Source organism: Saccharothrix tamanrassetensis, assembly GCF_014203665.1.
Lineage (GTDB): Bacteria > Actinomycetota > Actinomycetes > Mycobacteriales > Pseudonocardiaceae > Actinosynnema > Actinosynnema tamanrassetense.
In genome coordinates, this window is record NZ_JACHJN010000001.1 from 220,950 (window position 1) to 239,117 (window position 18,168).

An 18,168-nucleotide genomic window follows, 5' to 3' on the forward strand; every position below is an offset into this window, starting at 1 on the left:
GGTTCCGGCCGTCGGGGTCTCGGCCGTCAGGGTTTCGGGATGGCCACCGCCGTGTAGGTGGTGTTCGGCGTCGGCGTGGTGGTGAACCTGCCGTTGGGCAGGTACAGCCGGTCCTGGTACGCCGCGGCCGTGGTCGGCACGTCGAACCTCGGGTCGGTGACCCGGCGCAGCAGCGTGCCGCTCGCCCCGGTCGGGTCCAGGCTCACCGCGGCCACCCGGTTGACCCGGTTCTCCACCACGTAGAGCGTGTTCCCGTCGCGCAGCAGCCCGTCGGTGTTCACCAGCGGACCGCCGTTCACGGTCACCGTCCTGGTCACGCCAGTCGCCGGGTCGACCCGGAACAGCTTGCCGGTGTTGTGCTGGGCGATGATCAGCCCGCGGCCGTCCGGGGTGGTCTCGATGCCGTTGGCGTTCGTCCCGGACTGGTAGGCGATGTCGCCGCTGAGCCGGATCACCTCGGCTCGCGCGGGCAGCGCGCCGTCCGGCCCGAACGGCACCTTGTAGAGCACCGCCGTGAGCGAGTCGGTGAACCACGCGGCCTGTGGCGTGAGGACCACGTCGTTGACGAACGTGGACCGGGTGCCGAACCGGAACGTGGCCAGCGTGGTGCCGGTGCGGGTGTCGACCACCCGCGCGTCGCCGCCACCGCCGCCCGCGACGAACAGCCGGCCGCGCTCGTCGACCTTGAGCCCGACGGCGGCCGTGCCGGTGCCCCGGACGAACTGCTCGCCGCGTCCGGTGGTCAGGTCCGCCCGGTAGATCGCGCCGGTGCCCATCGAGCCGAAGTAGGCCCACCGGCCGCTGATCGCGATGCCTTCCGGGCGGAATCCGTCGGGGAGGGGGATGGTCGTCGGGTCGGCCGCCGCCGACGCGCCCGGAGGACCGAACGTGAGCAGGACGAGGGCGCAGGCCAGTGCACGACGAGCAGATCGCATCGGATGTCCTTTCGCCGGAGCGCCCAGTCCAGTCTCACGGGCTCCGCAGCACCACGCAGTAACCCAGCGGAACCCTTTCGCTGCGCGGCGTGGCCCACGTCGTCAGTCGGGCACCCTCGCCGCGCCCCCGGCCACCCGTCCTCAGCACCACGGCGACACGGTTGTGGCCCGGCCGCGACCTCGGGCCCCTTCCTCCGCCCGCTACCGCCGGCGCGACGCCCGGCGCGGACCCTCGGCCGGAGGATACGCGCTGGTCACTACCGCCGTCCGGGTTCACCTACACGAGTGGATTGGTCCCCGATGGACCGTTCCCGCCAGCCGGGCGAAGCCTGCTGTGCTGCACTCGAATCACAGCACGTCCCCGAGCAAGGAGAGCCGTCATGTCTGTTCACACACCAGTCCGTCCGGTCACGACACCGGAGGACATGACCGAACTGATGACCGCGGCGGTCACACCGGAAGCCGCGATCGCGGACCCGCCGCTGTGCGTCCCGTCCGCTGCCGGGCTGCTCCTCGCGCTGCTCCTGCTCTCGCCCGGCAAGCCGAAGTAGTCCGGCAGCAGTGACGGCGGAGAACAGGGTCGGTCGTCCGTCCTACGCGGACGCGGCGGCCGCACTGGCCGGCCACGTGCTCGAAGCACTCGGCGAGGGAAGTCCGGCGCACGTCGCGGGATTCCTGGACTCGTGCGCCGAGCACGTGGCCGGCCTGGGCGCGGTCAGACTGGTGGGCGCCGACGTCTTCGCGCCCCAACTGCTGCTGGGCAGTCCACTGGAGACGCGGGACGTGGACGCGGTCGCCGACGCGTTCGACGCGTTCCCGCCCGTGCACCGGCCGGCGACGCGCGAGCAGCACGTGATGGCGTGGCGCGACTGGACCACCACTCGGCTGCTCACCCGGCTGGCCGACGGTCCGTCGCCCGCACCCGGCACCGCGCAGCCGGTGGCCGACACCCCCGGTGACCCGGTCGACGTCCTGGGACCGGCCGAGCAGTGGCAGCGCTGGTCCGTGGCGGTCGCCCAGCTGTCCATGCTGGCGCTGCCCGGCGCGGACGGCCCGGTGGTGGAGGCCGTGTCCGGTGAACCGCTCGCGCTGGCCCGCGGCACGACCCGCGCGGTGCTGCGCCGCGACCACGCCACCGCCGCCCGCCTGGCGCGCTGGGTGGCGCTGCTCCGCGACATCGTCCCGCTCGATCCCGTGGCGCTGGTGGAGCACCTGAGGCTGCACGCGGGAAATGACGCGAGACTGCTGCTGGACCTGGCCGTGGCACGCCACCTGGCGAAGGGCACGTGATGGCTGTCGACCCGGTGGCGGGCACCGCGCACGAGGTGGCCGCCCGCGCCATCACCTGGCTGCACGCGAACCGCGCCCTGGGCGCCTTCGCGGACAACGCCACCGCGGACCTGGACGATCCCAACAGCGTCTACAAGCCGCTGGGCGAGGCGGCGCTCGCGGCGTCGCTCGTGCTCCGCGAGGGCGTCACCGGCGGCACGCAGTTGCGGCAGGCCCGCGAGCTGCTGGACTTCTGCTGGGACGAGCTGCGCCGCGGCGACCTGCTCTACGAACGCCAGCTGCGGCACACCATGCTCACCGATCCGCTGGAGTGCTACGCCCCCTTCGCCCGCGCCGGGCGGCGCCACCACGCGCTGGAAGAGGTGCTGGCGCACACGTCGGCGGTCGACGCCATCACCGAGCTGGTGCCGAACCGCCGACTCGCCGTGGCCAACGGGCACCGCGTCGTGGGCATCCCCCGCGACGACGACTGGGATGCGCTGACCCGGGCCACCTGGCTGGGCAGCACACCGGCGCCGTGGGCGATCGACTGGTTCACCGCGTACTGCGCGACGCACACCGTCTTCCACCTCACCGACTGGGGCGCCCGCCCGCACGGCCTTCCCGAGCACGTCGCCGACTACCTGGCCGCGTGGCTGCCGGTGTGGGTCGACGTGTGGGCCGAGGCGTGCCAGTGGGACCTGGTTGGCGAACTGCTCATCGTCGGCGCGTGCCTGCCGGAGCCCCGCGTGGACGCCGCCGAGTGGGAGGCGTTCGCCGCCGTGCAGCACGCGGACGGCCTGGTGCCCCGCGACGGCGAGCCGGTGGCCGAAGACCCGTCGGAGCGGTTCCGCGACCACCAGCACACCGCCGTGGTCGCCACCGTCGCGGGCACGGTCGCGCTGTCCCGGCTGCTCGGCTCCGACGCGTGACCGAGGTGGACTTCAGCGGCCTGCTGACCACCGCGGCGGGCACCGCCGTGGCGGTCCACCGGGACGGCGAGGACGTGCTCCTGGTCGCCGGCACCACCTCGCTGGACCGCCCACAGCCGGTCGACGCGACCACCCGGTTCGAGATCGGCTCGCTGACCAAGGTGTTCACCGCGTTGCTGCTGGCGGAGATGGCGCGACGCGGCGAAGTGCGCCACGACGACCCGGTGGACCGCTACCTGGGCACGCGCCTCGGCCCGGCCGCCACGCTGGAACGACTGGCCACCCACACCGCCGGGCTGCCCCGCCTGCCGCCCGGCCTGCTCAGGACGGCCGTTCCCGGGTGGCGCACCAACCCTTACCGCCGCTTCGGGCCGGCGGAACTCGCCACGGCACTGCACCGGACCCGTCCGACGCGGAGCCGACCCGCGCAGGGCCACCGCGTGCGGTACTCCAACTACGGCGTCGCCATCCTGGGCTTGGCACTCGCGCGAGCCGCCGACCGGCCGTTCGAGGACCTGCTGGCCGAACGCGTGACGCGCCCGCTCCGGCTGACCGACACCGGGTTCGACACCGCGCCGCAGGCCACCGGCTACCTGCGCGGCCGGCCGCGCCCACCGTGGGAGATACCCGGCCTCCCCGCCGCCGGGGCACTGCGCTCGTCCGCCCGGGACATGCTCGCCCTGCTCACCGCCCTGCTCGACCGGCGGCCCGCGACCCTGGCCGCCGCGCTGACCGACGTCGTCACACCACGCGTCGCGGTGTCCGCCGACGACCACCTGTGCCTGGTGTGGAACCTGCGCCGGTACCCCGACCACGACCTGGTGTTCCACTCGGGCGCCACCCGCGGGTTCACCGCGTTCGCCGGCTTCAGCCCCCAACGCCGCACCGCACTGGTCACCTTGACCAACGTGGGACCGACGCTGCGCTCGCCGTTCGTGCAACGCTCCTACGACGCCCTGCGCGCCCTCAGCGCCCGACCTGCCGGACAAGCCCCACCGGCGACGGGGCACGGCTCGCAACCCGCCTCGGCATGAGCACCGCGTAGCACCGGACAACCGTCTCAGAAGTCGAGGAACCCGGGCACGACGAGGGTCGCGTGTCCCTGATCGTCGAGCGCACCGTAGAAGTAGATCGCCCCGTAGCCGAACGGGTGGTCGCCGAACAGGAACTCCCCCGCCGGATGATCCCCGTGCGGCAACCCGTCGTCCTCCACCTGGAACAGGAACCGGTACCCGTCCGCCTCCACCACCGCCGCGTACGTCGGCTCGTTCTGGATCAACCGCGGCACATCCGCGATCCGCACGAACGCCGCCGCCTCGTCATCGGCTTCGACCGGCACCAGCGCCGCACTGCCCAGTCCCGGGTGGACACCGCGCCCACCGTCCCCGCGCGGAGACGGCGGGTGCAGCACCGCCTTGGCACCGATGTCCGGGTACTCCACGTCGTCGTCGCCCACCGTGAAACCACGGCGCAGCAACACCGACAGCTCACGCCCGCCCGACCACGGCGCCACACCCGCCCCGATGGTGAGCACGTAGTCGTAGCGGTCCAGCAGATCGCCTTCCAGGGCAAGGCAAGCCGGCGCCGCACCACCCGCACGCGACCCGGTGGAGGTGTCGTACGGGGCCACGTCGAGCGCAACGGGAAGCACGGCCGGAGCCTAGCCGCGGTCACCGCGGAAATCGTGAGGCAGGTCGGGCGTCCCCCTCCCGGTCGATCCGCTGTTCGGGTGGTGAACACCCGGGACATCCCGCGCCTCGGCGACCGGCGTGCATCCTGGGAGACCGAGGGATGGGGGGACGGGATGTCCTACACGGCGGGAGCGGCGAGAGTCGACCTGACCCCTCCCCTGACGATTCCGTACCTCGGCGGGATCCCCCGGCACTCGCCCTACTTCGGGGTCCACGACGCGCTGCACGCCCGCGCCGTCGCGTTCGGCGAGGTGGGCGGCGAGACCGTCATCGTGATCGCGGTCGACGCGCTCGGCATCAACAACGACATCCTCGGTCCCGGCCGCGACTTCACCGCCGAGGTGCGCAGCGCCGTCGAGCAGGCCACCGGGGTTCCACCGACGCACGTGATGATCGCCAGTTCCCACACGCACTCCAGCCCGGAGACCGGGGACGTGCGCCCGCTGCTGGACACCCCCGGCGCGGACGCCTGGCTCGCCGAGTACGCCGACCAGCTCGTCACCGCGGCGGTCCAGGCCTTCGAGGACCGGCGACCGGTCACCGCCCGACGCGGCAGCGGTGACGTGGTGCGCGGCACGCTCGCGGTCAACCGCGGCTCCTGGGCGTACCCGGACCCGGCCGCCGCGCCGGACGACCCCGAGGTGTCCGTGCTGGTGCTGGAGGCGCCGGACTGGTGCGCGGTGCTCTACAACTTCGCGACGCACCCGGTGATCGTGCAGGTGCAGCCGTACGCGTCGGCCGACTTCCCCGGCGTCTCGTCGGACTTCGTCGAGCGCAACGTGCCCGGCTGCCGCGCCGCGTTGTTCCTGCAGGGCGCCTGCGGCAACCTGGCGCCACCACCCGATCCGCTCACCCACGACGGCTGGGCGTGGCGGTCGCCGTTCGACGCGGAGTACGAACTGGTGCCCGAGAACGTCCGGGACGCCTTCGCCCACACCGAGAGGCTGGGCATGGCGCTCGGCACCAGGGTCGTGGAGATCGTCCAGGGCGCGGACGCACCGGTGTCCGGTCCGGTCGCCGCCCTGGCGGAACAGCTCGACGTCGCGTCGCGCGAGCTGCCCGAGCGCGCGCCGTTCCAGGAGGAGCTGGACGCGCGCACGCGGGCGCTCGCCGACGCCATCGCCGCCGACGCCCCGAAGGCCACCATCGTCGCGCTCACCGAGCAGGTGCAGGAGACCGAGGAACAACTCGTCGCCATCGACCGGGGCACCGACCCGATCTCGGCCGAGGTGCAGGTGCTGCGCCTCGGGGACGTCGCGCTGGCCGGACTGCCCGGCGAACCGTTCGTGGAACTGGGGCTGGCCCTCAAGGACCTGTCCCACGACGAACGCCACGTCGTGCCGGTGGGGTACGCCAACGACTACCTCGGGTACCTGACCGACCCGGACGCGTGGGACCGGCCGATCTACGAGGTCAGCCTCGGCGCGTGGACCCGCATCGGCCGCTTCGGCGGCTCCGGGCTGACCGCCCTGGCCGCGGACCTGGTCGACCGGCTCTGGTCGTGAGCCGGGGCGTCAGGCGTTGACGAGGCGGTCGACGGCTCGCGGCAGGATCGCGTGCAGGTCGTCCAGCGCGCCCTGCGGCCCGTCACCGCGGAACGTGTACACGCACGACACCAGGTTGCCGCGCGCCAGGAACGCCGCGCACATCCAGTAAACCTGGTCGGGCTTCCTCACCGACGTGCAGAAGCCCAGAAAGCCGTCGACCCCCGTCGGGCGTTCCACGGACTCCGACTGGGTGATGCGCACCTGGCGGTCCCCATCGGCCCACTCCGCGCAGTCGCGGGTCGCGGCGGTGAGCCGGGACAGCACCTCCGCGCCGGTCGCCTCGGAGTAGCCGACGACGGTCTGGCGCAGGGCGATGCGGCCCCCGTCCCACTCCCGGAACAGACCGGGGGTGTAGCCGGACTCACCGTCGACCTTCGCCGCGCACGGCTTGGGCATACCGGAGACGGCGTACCGCTGGTCCGTCGGTGCGGCGACGCCGTAGTCGGTAAGGCCGTCACGCGGGATCGCGGCGCGTTCGACCAGCGCCGGCAGGCGGTCGATCAGCGACGGCGCGCTCGACGTGGTCACCGGGGCCGAGGTCGTCGGCGCCGACGACGGAGCGGGCTCCGGTGCCGGTGTCGGACCACACACCACCAGCACGCCTGCCAGAACGCAGACTGCCGCCGGACCCCCCATGATCTTCATGTCGTCACTATCGCCAGTCCCTTGTGGACGTTTCAAGTAGTCGGCTACGTCACACGGTCAGGGCATACGTCGCCACCGGCTGTGGGCGATGGTCTGCCGGTGCAGGCGGCCGACACTGACGGTGTGGGTTGACGCAGCCGTCCACGGGAAGCCTTCACGGAGTACAGCGGGAGGTGTCCCAAGTGGATGGTGAGATCGAGCTGCGGGTCGACGGGCGTACCAGGCGCCTGCGCGTGGAGAACAGGACGACGCTGCTGGACGCGCTGCGTGACGGGCTCGGCGTGACGTCACCCAAGAAGGGTTGCGACCACGGGCAGTGCGGGGCGTGCACGGTGCTGCTGGACGGTCGGCGGGTCGTCACGTGCCTGACGTTCGCCGTCGCCCACGACGACGCTGTCATCACCACGGCGGAAGGACTGGCGGCCGACGGGCTGCACCCCGTGCAGGAGGCGTTCATCGAGCGGGACGCGTTCCAGTGCGGGTTCTGCACACCTGGCCAGGTGTGCTCGGCGGTGGGTGTGCTGGCGGAGGTTGCGGACGGTCATCCCAGCGCGGTGACGGCGGACCTGATCGGCCCGGTCGAGCTGTCCGATGAGGAGGTTCGCGAGCGGATGAGCGGCAACCTGTGCCGGTGCGGCGCGTACGTGAACATCGTCGACGCGGTCCGGGACGGTGCGCGGTGATCCCGTTCGACTACCGGCGCGCAGTGGACGTCGACAGTGCAGTCGGCGCGGTCACGGATCCCGAGGTGGCGTTCCTGGCGGGCGGGACGAACCTGGTCGATCGGATGAAGCTCGGCGTCGCCGCGCCCCGCGTGCTGGTCGACATCAACCGGCTGCCGTTGGACGAGGTCGAACAGCTACCGGACGGCGGGCTGAGGATCGGTGCGACGGTGCGCAACAGCGATCTGGCGGCCCACCCGATCGTGCGACAGTTTTATCCCGTCCTGTCCCGCGCCCTGCTCTCCGGCGCGTCCGGGCAGCTGCGCAACCTCGCGACGACCGGCGGCAACCTGCTGCAACGCACCCGGTGCTCGTACTTCCAGGACGTTTCCACGCCGTGCAACAAGCGGGAGCCGGGCAGCGGCTGTTCGGCCATCGGCGGCTTCACCCGGCAGCACGCGATCCTCGGCGCGTCGGAGCACTGCGTCGCCACGCACCCGTCCGACATGGCGGTGGCGATGGCTGCGCTCGACGCCGAGGTGCTCGTGCGCGGTCCGGCTGGTCATCGCGTGGTGCCGGTGGTCGACCTGCACCGGCTGCCCGGTGACGAACCGCAGCGGGACACCGTGCTCTCGCCCGCCGACTTGATCACCGCTGTGGATCTGCCGCCGTTGCCGCCGGGCTCCCGGTCGCTGTACCGGAAGGTCCGCGACCGGGCGTCCTTCGCGTTCGCGCTCGTGTCCGTCGCGGCCGTGCTGCGGGTCGAGCAGGGCGTCGTGCGGGACGTCCGGATCGCGCTCGGCGGAGTGGCGCACAAGCCGTGGCGGGCGCGGCGCGCCGAGGACGTGCTGCGCGGCTCGCCGGTCGGTGACGACGTGTTCCGCCGTGCCGCCGAGGCCGAGCTGGCCGATGCGAAACCGTTGGGCGACAACGCGTTCAAGGTGCCGCTGGCGCGCAACACGGTGGTGTCCGCGCTGCGTGAGCTGAGCCGGGAGGAACGATGACGGAACTGCCGCGGCCCCGCGTGCTGGGCCGGTCGCCCCGCCGGGTCGACGGGCCGGCCAAGGTCACCGGCACCGCGCCCTACGCGGGCGACCAACCGGTGCCGGATCCCGCGTACCTGCACCTCGTGCAGTCCGACGTGGCCCGCGGCGTGGTGACGTCCGTCGACACCGCTGCCGCGCTGGAACTCGACGGCGTGCTCGAGGTGCTGACCCCGGACAACGCCCCACGCCTGGCCTCGACCGACGACGCCGAGCTGGCGGCGTTGCAGTCCCACGAAGTGAGCTTCCGCGGCCAGGTCGTCGCCGCCGTCGTGGCACGCACACCCGAGATCGCCCGACACGCGGCGTCACTCGTGCGCGTGGAGATCGACCGCCTCCCCCACGACACGCACCTGAGCGCCGACCGCGACGACCTCTACGCCCCGGAACAGGTGAACGGCGGCTTCGACACCGACACCTCCCAAGGCGACCTCGAACGGGGACTGGCCGCAGCGTCGTTCACCCTCGACCAGACCTACTCCACCGCTTGGTACAACAACAATCCGATGGAGCCGCACACCACCACGGCGGTGTGGTCGGACGGCGAACTGCTCCTCTACGAATCCACGCAAGGCGTGCACACCACGCGTGAGTCCGCTGCGACGACCCTGGGGTTGGCGCCGGAGCGGGTGCGCGTCGTCTCGCCGCACGTCGGTGGCGGGTTCGGGTCCAAGGGCACCCCGCACGTGCACACGATCCTCACCGCGATGGCGGCCCAGGCGGTACCCGGCACGCCGGTGAAGCTGGCCGTGACCAGGCAGCAGATGTTCTCCCTCGTCGGCTACCGGACACCGACGATCCAACGGGTGCGCCTCGGCTGTGACGACGACGGGCGGCTCACGGCCGTCGCGCTCGACGCGGTGGGCCAGACCTCGCGCATCAAGGAGTTCGCCGAGCAGACCGCGGTGCCGAGCCGGATCATGTACGCCGCACCGCACCGCCGCACGACCCACCGGCTGGCCGAGCTGGACGTGCCGGTGCCGGCGTGGATGCGCGCGCCCGGCGAGTGCCCCGGCATGTTCGGACCGGAGGTCGCCGTGGACGAGCTGGCGATCGCCTGCGGCGTGGACCCGGTGGAGTTCCGCATCCGCAACGAACCCGACGTGGAACCCGAGTCGGGCAAGCCGTTCTCCACCCGCAACCTGGTCGCGTGCCTGCGGGAGGGGGCGGAGGCGTTCGGCTGGGCGGACCGCGACCCGAGGCCGGGTGTCCGGGAGGAGTCCGGCTGGCTGGTGGGGACCGGGGTGGCGGCGTCGCTCTACCCGGTCAACCGGTCGCCGGGTTCCAGGGCCACGATCCGCTGCACCGCGCCGGGGCGCTACCGGGTCGAGATCGGTGCGGCGGACCTCGGCACCGGCACGTGGACCTCGCTCGCGCAGATCGCCGCCGACGCGCTGGGCGTCGACTTCCCCGACGTGGAGCTGCGGATCGGCGACACGGCACTGCCGAAGGCGACCGTGGCGGGCGGGTCGTCCGGCATGACCTCGTGGGGTTCCACGGTGGTGGCGGCGGCCGAGGCGTTCCGCGCGAAGTTCGGCGACCGGGCCGGGGTCGGTGACGAGGCCGGTGCGTCGATGCCGGAGGACGACAGTTCGGACGAGTACGCGATGCACGCGTTCGGCGCGCAGTTCGCCGAGGTCCGGGTGCACGTCGACACCGGCGAGGTGCGGGTGCCCCGGCTACTCGGCGTGTTCGCCGTCGGACGCGTGGTGAACCCGCGGTTGGCGCGGTCGCAGCTCATCGGTGGCATGACCATGGGCCTGTCCATGGCGTTGCACGAACAAAGCGTGCTGGACGAGCGGTTCGGGCACGTGGTCAACCACGACTTCGCCGAGTACCACATCGCCACCAACCGCGACGTGCCGAACGTGGAGGCGCGCTGGATCGACGAACACGACCCGCACACCAACCCCATGGGCACGAAGGGCGTCGGCGAGATCGGCATCGTCGGCACCGCCGCCGCGATCGTCAACGCGGCCCACCACGCCACCGGCATCCGGGTCAGGGACCTGCCGTTGACCTTGGACCACTTCCTGCGCTGACCCGGACGACGAACGGTGGTGCGCCCCCAGCGGGCGACTACGACGGGACGACTACGACTTGGGCGGCTCCGAGGCGGGCGGCTCCGAGGTAGGTCGGGTGAGACCCAGCTCGGCCGACTCCTCCTCGTCGGCGAACTCCGGATCCCGCCACTCCTCGGCCCGCGTCGGCCCGCCGGCTCGCAGTTCGTTCTCGACCTCCTGCTTGAGCTTGTCGTCCAGCTTCGGGCCGTGCTGTGCGCTGCCTCGTTCCACTTCGACACCTCCTAGTCGGAACGCTCGGTGTACCCACACGGCGGCCGATTCCACCTCTCCGCGGGTTGCATTCGCCTGAGCGTGACCCGTCCGCGCGGAGGATCTCGGGCAGTTCGAACCTGTGTGCGCCCGCCGGGTTAGCATCGCGTGCTTACCGGGGTGGCCGACGGGGGAGGCGACGAGTGGTTCGCGGGTCGTCTGACGTCGACACGTCGGTCGCCGGGGTGGTCGAAGCCCGGTGGGGCGTCCGTCCCGAACCCGCGATCGCCCGGTACGGCGAGCCCGGCTGGCAGTGGTCGCCGATCCCGGTGGAGAAGCGGTGTCCCCGGTGTGACGGGGAGTTGTACGGGCTCTACCGCTCGCACCCGCATCGCGGCAAGCAGCAGTTGCAGGCCGCAGTGGTGTGCGTGCGGTGCCCGGCGTCGTTCACGTTGCGCGCGTTGCAGTTGTCGCAGCGGTCGGTGCTGGGCGAGCTGCGGCCGGAGGCGGTCGCCCGCCGGGCCGCCGAGGACGCCCAGTTGGCGGCGTTGGCGCGGGAGACCGTGCCCGAGGTGCGGCGCCCGGCCCCGGTCGACGAACCCCCGGAAACGCCCCCGGAACCCGAACCCGACCAACCGGAGGAACCGGAACCCGGCGAGGAACCGGACCGACCGGTCGAACCGGTGCGTCCGGAAGAACCGGCTCGACCGGAGGAAGGGCCGGCCGCACGACCGGCGCGGCGGATGTCCACCACCGTCATGGCGGCTCGGATCAGGTCGATCCTGGCCGGGTCCGAGGCGGTGCCGTCGGCCCCGGACGACCTGCCCGCGCTGCCGCCCGCCCTGGTCGACGCGGCCGGCGCGGAGCCGGTGTGGTGGTGCAAGACCACCGATCCGACGCTGAAGCCGCCCGCCGGCGTGACCGGTGGGCGCGTGATCATGCCGGACCGCCCGGAGTTCGACGGCCTGCGCGCCCTGCTCACCCAGGAGGGCGTGCCGCACCGGTCGATCCGGCACTGGCTGGAGCAGGAGACGGTCTCTTCGCTGAACGACCGCCTGCACGCCACCGCGTGGCTCTCCGAGGTCGGCGGCATCGTCCCGGAACGCTGCGAACCGGTCGGCGACGCCAAGGCGATGGCCGCCCGACTCGCCTTCGACCTGCTGTGGGACCTGCACGAGCCGACCCCGGCGAGAGCACCCGACCCGACGCCGGTGGACCGGCTGGTGCCGCCGGAGTGGCTGCCGTTCCTGCCGTTCCCGGTGCTCAACCCCGCCCAGGCGCAGGCCGCGCCGCGCATCCTGGACGACGACTCGCACCTGCTGATCACCGCGCCCACCGGAGCGGGCAAGACCGCGATCGGGATGCTGGCGGTGCTCAAGACCATCCTGGAGGAGGGTCGCAAGGCTGCGTGGCTGGTGCCGCAGCGGTCGCTGACCGACGAGCTCGACCGCGAGCTGGAGACCTGGCGCGCGCAGGGCCTGCGGGTGGAACGCCTCTCCGGCGAGTACGCGGTCGACGTGGAACGGGTCCGGGCGGCGGACCTGTGGGTGGCCACGACGGAGAAGTTCGAGGCGATCTGCCGGGCGGCGTCGCTGCAGGCCGCGCTGGGCGAGGTCGGCTGCATGGTGGTCGACGAGATCCACCTGCTCGGCACCCCCGGCCGGGGCGCGCTGCTGGAGGCGCTGCTGGCGCGGGTGCGCGGGGCGGACTCCCCGGTGCGGATCGTCGGCCTGTCGGCGACCGTCTCCAACGCCGCCGAGGTCGCCGAGTGGCTGGAGGCGGAGCTGGTCGCGACCGGCTGGCGGCCGTCCCGGGTGACCTGGCAGCTGCCGACCGTGCCCGCCGGGTCCGGGTACGCCGCGAACGCCCGCCTGCGCGAGCAGGTGGTGATCGACCTGACCGCCCGGCACACCGCCGAGCAGGGCAGCGTGCTGGTGTTCTGCGGCTCCAAGCGCAACGTCCGGTCCACCGCGATGGCGATCGCCGCCGACCGGGGCGCACCGGTCCACACCGTGGCGGCGGACGACGTGGACGGGTTGACCAAGGTGTGCGCGGAGGTCGGCGTCCGCCTGCACTACGCCGACTACGAGCACAAGCACGCCGCCGAACGGGCCTTCCGGGAACGTCAGGCGGACGTCCTGGTCGCCACCTCCACGGTCGCGGCGGGCGTCAACCTGCCCGCCCGCGCGGTCATCGTCCGCGACACGACGGTCGGCGGCGACACCATGGACACCTCGATGGTGCTCCAGATGTTCGGCCGGGCGGGGCGGATCGGGGCCGGGGAGACCGAGGGCTGGTCGTACCTGGTGGTGGACGAGCACCAGCGGGCGGCGTGGCAGACCAGGCTGGTGGCCGGGTACTCGGTCTACTCGCGGATCCACGAGAGCCTGCCCGACCACGTGCTGGCCGAGGTGTTGCAGGGCCGCATCACGAGCCTGGCGGACGCCGAGGCGTGGTGGGTGGAGACGCTGGCCTACGCGCAGGGCGACGACGCGCTGCAACCCGTGCAGGACGCGGTGTCGTTCCTGGTCGACGAAGGCCACCTGACGGCCCGGCCGGACGGCGCGCTGGCGATCACCGACCTGGGCCGCCTCACCGCCCGGATGATGGTGTCCACGCACGCCGGCCACCGGCTGCGGTACGCGCTGCGCCTGCTGCCCGTGCCGCCGGACCCGGACGCCGCCGAGGACGCGCTGACCCTGGTGCTGTCCGTCGCGGTGCGCGACCTGGCGGCCATCCCGGTGCCCGACCAGGTCCGGCCCGCCGTGGCGACGGTGATCAAGGCGGGCGGGCGCACGTCCCGGATCACCCACACCGCGTCGGTGAAGGGCCTCGGTTCGCAGACCACCACCGCACCCGGCGACCTGGCCCGCGCCGGGCTGCTGCTGGCCACCCGGTCGCCGCACCTGTTCGCGCACGCCAGGCCCGGCCGCCGGGTCGCGGCGGGCATCCCGCTGTCCACCCTGTACCCGGTGTTCGAGCAGGCCCCGCGCTACCTGTCGTGGCTGGCGGCGCAGGGCGTGCTGGGCACCGTGCACCCGTGGATCGCGATCGTCGCGGCGGACCTGGACCACCGGCTGCGCTGGCGGCACCTCGCGCCGGGGCGCGGCGGGGGCCGGCTGCTGTGGCTGTGCGAGCAGATGGCCACCCGTGCCCGCGCCCACGACCTGGTGCCGGAGATGTGGCGCTCGGCGGTGGCGCGTGGCGTCCGCTCCCCCGACTGGCCGCCCGGCCGCCCACCCGCCGAATGCGAGCTCGACCAGGCCGGTTACACGGCCCTGCTCCGGGAACGCACCACCACCGCGTCGCTGACCGTCCACGACGACCACGCGACGGTCGCCGGCACGGTCGCGGCGGTGGCCGTCACCTGGCGCGGCAAGCACCACAGCCCGCCCACCGCCACGAAGGCGACCGTGGACCTGGCCTTCCCCGATGCGCCGGACGAGCCGGACACGGGCGTCGCGGTGTTCACGCGGCGCGGCGACTACCGCGCCACCGGCTGGCTGTCCTCGTACGACGCCCTGACCGCGGACGACCCGCCACCACCGCCCAAGCCGTCCCGCCGGGGACTCGGCGCGGTACCGGGTCTCGGGGCCCGACGACCGGGCTGACAGCCGCACGGCTTCGGCCGCCTCCTGCTGCGCCGGGACGTGCTCGCCGCCACCCGCGCGGACAGCTCAGCTCGCGGGACGGGTCATCGTCGCGATCTCGGCCGACACGGTGATGGGGGTCGCCGGGTCCGGTGGTCTGACGGTCGGTGCGGACACGATGCGGATGGTCGCCACCGTGCCGGCGGTCCGGACGCAGTACAGCGACGCCCGAACCCGCACCCACGCGGTCGAGTAGCCGGCGGCCGGACAGGCGCGCGGGTCGGCGGACGTCGTCTCGGCGATCTCGGCGTCGGCGGGCAACAGGTGGCACCACGTCCAGCGACCGTTGCGGGGATCGGCTCCGGCCCGAGGACCAGCTCCAGCGGCGTCACCGGAGCAGCCGGCGGGGTGGACGTCGGCACGTTCGGCGGCAACTGCGACGGCCGTTGGCCGGGAGGCCGCTCCGCGGTCGGCGTGGTGCTCCGCGCGCGGGTCGCCGGCACGGTGGTGGTCAGCACTGGGGTAGTCGACGCAGCGGTGATCGACACAGGGCCGGTCGGCGACCGCCTCGGCGTCAGGAGCACCGGCGCGGCCGTGGTGAAGTACCACGAACGGCGGCGACGGTCATAGGTACGCCGACACCTTCGACAGCACCACGTCCGGCGGGTCGACCGCCGAGTCGACGACCAGGTGCGGCTCGTCCCAGCTCTCCCAGAGGCCCTTCATCCGCAGGACGTGCTCCCACGACACGGTCGGGTGCCAGCCGGGGATGCCCCGCACCCGACCTTCGACGCGTCCGCGCTGCGCCCGTTCGTCGGAGCACACGCACTCGACGCCCACGAACTCACCGCCCAGGCTCTCCGCCCGCAACCGCAACCGCGACCGGGTCTCGCGGCGATGGCCGGTCGCGTCCACGATCACGTCCAGCCTGAGTCCCAGCCGGCGTGCCGCCGTTCGACCGGCCCGCCCACGGCCTTTATCAGGCCCAGGACCAGGTGCTCGGGCCGCACCGCGATTTCGGCCAGCCGGTCGGCTTCGGTCGGACGACGCCGCTGTCGGCCGTGGACTCCGGCGAGAGCGGATCCGGCACGGTGGCATACCGGGAGCTGTCTGCCGCGCGCCCCGGCGACGCCATCGGCCTCGGCGAGGCGGGCCAACAGCTCACCGACCACGACCGACCGGTCTGGTGCGATCAGCGCGGCTGCCGATTCGTGCAACGGGAGGTCTGCCACCCGCCGCAGCCTAGTGTTCGACACGTCGCCGGCCGATTCCCGAGGGCAGGAGCGTTCGGCCATGGTGCGTTCATCTCGAAGTCGCTTGTATGGGTTACAAAGCGCGCGCCCATCGTCGAGGTTGGAGGCCCCGTGGCCCGTCCGGTCCGTGTGCTCGCAGGTCTGTTGGCCTGCGGCGTGAGTATGTCGGTTCTGTCGCCCGCCCAGGCGAGTGCGCCGGAACGGTTCCAACGGGTCGACACCATGTCGGTGTTCCGCAACAGTTCGGCGGGTGAGCACACCGCGGCCGAAATCGCGGCGGCCACCGCCGACGGCCGGACGGTGGTCTACACCGATTCGCCGGCCCGGCGGATCGGGTTCACGAAGCTCCGCAACGGTGAGCTGACACCGGACGGGGTGCTCGCCGTGCCGGGTGAGCCGACGTCCGTCGACATCGTGGGACGGTTGGCGTTGGTCGCCGTCAACACCTCCGAGTCGTTCACCGCGCCGTCCGGTGTGCTGCTGGTCGTGGACCTGGACGGCCGCGCGGTGGTCGCCTCGCACGACCTCGGCGGGCAGCCGGACTCGATCGACATCGCCAAGGACGGCCGCTACGCCGCCATCGCGATAGAGAACGAGCGCGACGAGGACGTGGACGACGGCGAGATCCCGCAGGCCCCCGCCGGGTTCCTGACCATCGTCGACCTCAAGGGCGCACCGACCGGGTGGACGCTGCGCAGGGTCGGGTTGACCGGCATCGCGGAGGTCGCGCCGACCGACCCCGAGCCGGAGTACGTGAGCATCAACGGCCGCAACCAGGTCGCGGTCACGTTGCAGGAGAACAACCACATCGCGATCGTGGACCTGCGGTCCGGCGCGGTCGTCAACCACTTCTCCGCCGGTTCCGCCACCGTCCACCGCGTGGACACCGCCGACGACGGCCGGATCGACCCGTCGCAGACCATCACCGCCGCCCGTGAACCGGACGCGGTGGCGTGGCTGGACGACCGCACGCTCGGCACCGCCGACGAGGGCGACTACCGGGGCGGCTCGCGCACGTGGACCGTGTTCGACGCCGCGTCCGGTCAGGTCGTGCACTCGTCCGGGAACGAGCTGGACCAGGTGGCGATCCGCCAGGGCCAGTACCCGGACGGCCGGTCCGACAACAAGGGCGTCGAGCCGGAAGGCCTCGCGGTGGCGACGTTCGGCCACCACCGGTACGCGTTCGTCGGCATGGAACGGGCCAACCTGGTCGCCGTCTACGACGTGGACGACCCGCGCCGGCCGAGGTTCGTCCAGGCCCTGCCGACCGGCGTCGGCCCGGAAGGCCTGCTGCCGATCCCGGCCACCGGCACGCTGGTGGTGTCCGCCGAGGAGGACGCGGCGAAGGACGGCGTGCGCTCCTCGCTGAGCTCCTACCGGCTGACCCGCACCCCGCCGGCCGTGTCGTTGCAGCGCAACCAGGGCGCGCCGTCGATCGTGTCCGACGGCATCGGCTTCGGTGCGCTGTCGGGCCTGTCCGGCATCCCCGGCGACCACCGCAACGTGGTGGCCGTCACCGACTCCGCGTACACCCCGACCCGCGTGCTGACCGTCGACACCCTGTCGGCACCCGCCCGGGTCCGCGCCGAACTGACCGTGACGAAGGACGGCGAGCCGGTCGGCTACGACGGCGAGGGCATCGCGGCCCGCCGGGGCGGCGGCTACTGGCTGGCGGCCGAGGGCGACGGCAAGAAGCTGCCGAACCTGCTGGTGGAACTCTCCCCGTCCGGGGCGGTGGTCCGCGAGGTGCCACTACCCGCCGCCGTCGCGGCGACGGCCACCGGCAACGGCTTCGAGGGCGTCACCACCACCGGCCGCGGTGGAAACGAGCAGGTGTGGCTGGCCGTGCAGCGGGAGTGGAAGGCCGACGCGCCCGGCCTGACGACCCTGGCCCGCTTCACGCCGGCGACCGGCGAGTGGGCGTTCGCGGCCTACCCGCTCGACGCGGCCCCGGCGGGCGGCTGGGTCGGCCTGTCCGAGATCACCGCGCTGGACGACCGCACCCTGCTGGTCCTGGAACGCGACAACCAGCGCGGTGACGCGGCGGTCACCAAGAAGGTCTACCGGGTGGACATCGCGAATCTCACCCCGACACCCGCCGGCACGCCCAAACCCGTCACGACCAAGCGCCTGGCCCGTGACCTGCTGCCCGCCCTCGGCGCGGACGGCGCGGCGATCCATGACAAGGTCGAAGGCCTCGCCGTGGTGGGCTACGGCCCGATCCGCCGCCTCGTCGGCGCGGTCGACAACGACGGCGTGGACGACGCTCCCGGCGAGTCGGTCTTCCTCCGCCTTGGCTGGATCCGCTAGGGCACCGGGGGAAGCTCG

17 protein-coding genes are annotated in these 18,168 nt (G+C 73.0%); 10 read left to right on the top strand and 7 right to left on the bottom strand.

Features of this window, described 5'->3' with window-relative positions:
* Positions 1–26: 26 nt before the first annotated feature.
* The gene (locus FHS29_RS00980; RefSeq protein ID WP_184687322.1) at positions 27–935 is read right to left on the bottom strand and encodes an SMP-30/gluconolactonase/LRE family protein; all 909 of its coding nucleotides are present in this window, start codon (positions 933–935) and stop codon (positions 27–29) included.
* A 425-nt stretch (positions 936–1,360) separates the two neighbouring features.
* Here FHS29_RS00980 and FHS29_RS37520 point away from each other — a divergent pair, with 425 nt between their 5' ends.
* The 4 genes from FHS29_RS37520 to FHS29_RS00995 are packed head-to-tail and all read left to right on the top strand — an operon-like array spanning position 1,361 to position 4,170.
* A complete protein-coding gene (locus FHS29_RS37520; protein ID WP_281391483.1) occupies positions 1,361–1,486 on the top strand; it encodes a hypothetical protein in 126 nt (41 codons plus the stop codon).
* 10 nt (positions 1,487–1,496) lie between these two features.
* Complete coding sequence (locus FHS29_RS00985) at positions 1,497–2,225, top strand: hypothetical protein (RefSeq protein ID WP_184687324.1); 729 nt, start codon at positions 1,497–1,499, stop codon at positions 2,223–2,225.
* Positions 2,225–3,136, top strand: coding sequence for a DUF6895 family protein (locus FHS29_RS00990; RefSeq protein ID WP_184687326.1), 912 nt, complete (start codon positions 2,225–2,227; stop codon positions 3,134–3,136). Before FHS29_RS00985 ends, FHS29_RS00990 begins: the two co-directional genes overlap by 1 nt.
* Positions 3,133–4,170 carry a serine hydrolase domain-containing protein gene (locus tag FHS29_RS00995; protein WP_221455253.1) on the top strand — a complete coding sequence of 346 codons (1,038 nt, stop codon included), beginning with the start codon at positions 3,133–3,135 and terminating at the stop codon, positions 4,168–4,170. Before FHS29_RS00990 ends, FHS29_RS00995 begins: the two co-directional genes overlap by 4 nt.
* Before the next feature lie 26 nt (positions 4,171–4,196).
* On the opposite strand, the gene FHS29_RS01000 is transcribed toward FHS29_RS00995, so the two are convergent.
* Positions 4,197–4,787, bottom strand: a complete 591-nt coding sequence (locus FHS29_RS01000; protein ID WP_312864680.1) for a hypothetical protein — start codon at positions 4,785–4,787, stop codon at positions 4,197–4,199.
* A 78-nt stretch (positions 4,788–4,865) separates the two neighbouring features.
* On the opposite strand from FHS29_RS01000, the gene FHS29_RS01005 reads away from it, so the two are divergent.
* Positions 4,866–6,332, top strand: a complete 1,467-nt coding sequence (locus FHS29_RS01005; RefSeq protein WP_184687327.1) for a hypothetical protein — start codon at positions 4,866–4,868, stop codon at positions 6,330–6,332.
* A gap of 9 nt (positions 6,333–6,341) precedes the next feature.
* Here FHS29_RS01005 and FHS29_RS01010 read toward each other — a convergent pair whose 3' ends face one another.
* Positions 6,342–6,902 carry a hypothetical protein gene (locus FHS29_RS01010; protein WP_184687329.1) on the bottom strand — a complete coding sequence of 187 codons (561 nt, stop codon included), beginning with the start codon at positions 6,900–6,902 and terminating at the stop codon, positions 6,342–6,344.
* Between the two features lie 299 nt (positions 6,903–7,201).
* On the opposite strand from FHS29_RS01010, the gene FHS29_RS01015 reads away from it, so the two are divergent.
* From FHS29_RS01015 to FHS29_RS01025, 3 genes are read left to right on the top strand one after another with little or no spacing between them, the layout of a single operon-like run.
* A complete protein-coding gene (locus FHS29_RS01015; protein ID WP_184687330.1) occupies positions 7,202–7,702 on the top strand; it encodes a 2Fe-2S iron-sulfur cluster-binding protein in 501 nt (166 codons plus the stop codon).
* A complete protein-coding gene (locus FHS29_RS01020; protein ID WP_184687332.1) occupies positions 7,699–8,685 on the top strand; it encodes an FAD binding domain-containing protein in 987 nt (328 codons plus the stop codon). Before FHS29_RS01015 ends, FHS29_RS01020 begins: the two co-directional genes overlap by 4 nt.
* On the top strand, positions 8,682–10,766 hold the full coding sequence (locus FHS29_RS01025) for a xanthine dehydrogenase family protein molybdopterin-binding subunit (protein WP_184687334.1): 2,085 nt from the start codon (positions 8,682–8,684) through the stop codon (positions 10,764–10,766). The genes FHS29_RS01020 and FHS29_RS01025 overlap by 4 nt, the downstream gene beginning before the upstream one ends.
* Before the next feature lie 51 nt (positions 10,767–10,817).
* Here the strand turns inward: FHS29_RS01025 and FHS29_RS01030 are convergent, their stop codons facing one another.
* On the bottom strand, positions 10,818–11,018 hold the full coding sequence (locus FHS29_RS01030; RefSeq protein ID WP_184687336.1) for a hypothetical protein: 201 nt from the start codon (positions 11,016–11,018) through the stop codon (positions 10,818–10,820).
* Between the two features lie 182 nt (positions 11,019–11,200).
* On the opposite strand from FHS29_RS01030, the gene FHS29_RS01035 reads away from it, so the two are divergent.
* Positions 11,201–14,608 (top strand): DEAD/DEAH box helicase, encoded by a 3,408-nt coding sequence (locus FHS29_RS01035; protein WP_184687338.1) that lies wholly within the window; start codon positions 11,201–11,203, stop codon positions 14,606–14,608.
* A 66-nt stretch (positions 14,609–14,674) separates the two neighbouring features.
* Here FHS29_RS01035 and FHS29_RS01040 read toward each other — a convergent pair whose 3' ends face one another.
* From FHS29_RS01040 to FHS29_RS01050, 3 genes are all read right to left on the bottom strand, one after another.
* Complete coding sequence (locus FHS29_RS01040; RefSeq protein WP_184687340.1) at positions 14,675–14,908, bottom strand: hypothetical protein; 234 nt, start codon at positions 14,906–14,908, stop codon at positions 14,675–14,677.
* A 303-nt stretch (positions 14,909–15,211) separates the two neighbouring features.
* Entirely contained in the window at positions 15,212–15,508 is a 297-nt protein-coding gene (locus tag FHS29_RS01045) for a P-loop nucleotide/nucleoside kinase family protein (RefSeq protein WP_184687342.1), read from the bottom strand.
* A complete protein-coding gene (locus tag FHS29_RS01050) occupies positions 15,505–15,882 on the bottom strand; it encodes a hypothetical protein (protein ID WP_184687344.1) in 378 nt (125 codons plus the stop codon). Before FHS29_RS01050 ends, FHS29_RS01045 begins: the two co-directional genes overlap by 4 nt.
* A 120-nt stretch (positions 15,883–16,002) precedes the next feature.
* Between FHS29_RS01050 and FHS29_RS01055 the strand changes: the two genes are divergently transcribed.
* Complete coding sequence (locus FHS29_RS01055) at positions 16,003–18,150, top strand: esterase-like activity of phytase family protein (RefSeq protein ID WP_184687346.1); 2,148 nt, start codon at positions 16,003–16,005, stop codon at positions 18,148–18,150.
* Positions 18,151–18,168: the final 18 nt, after the last annotated feature.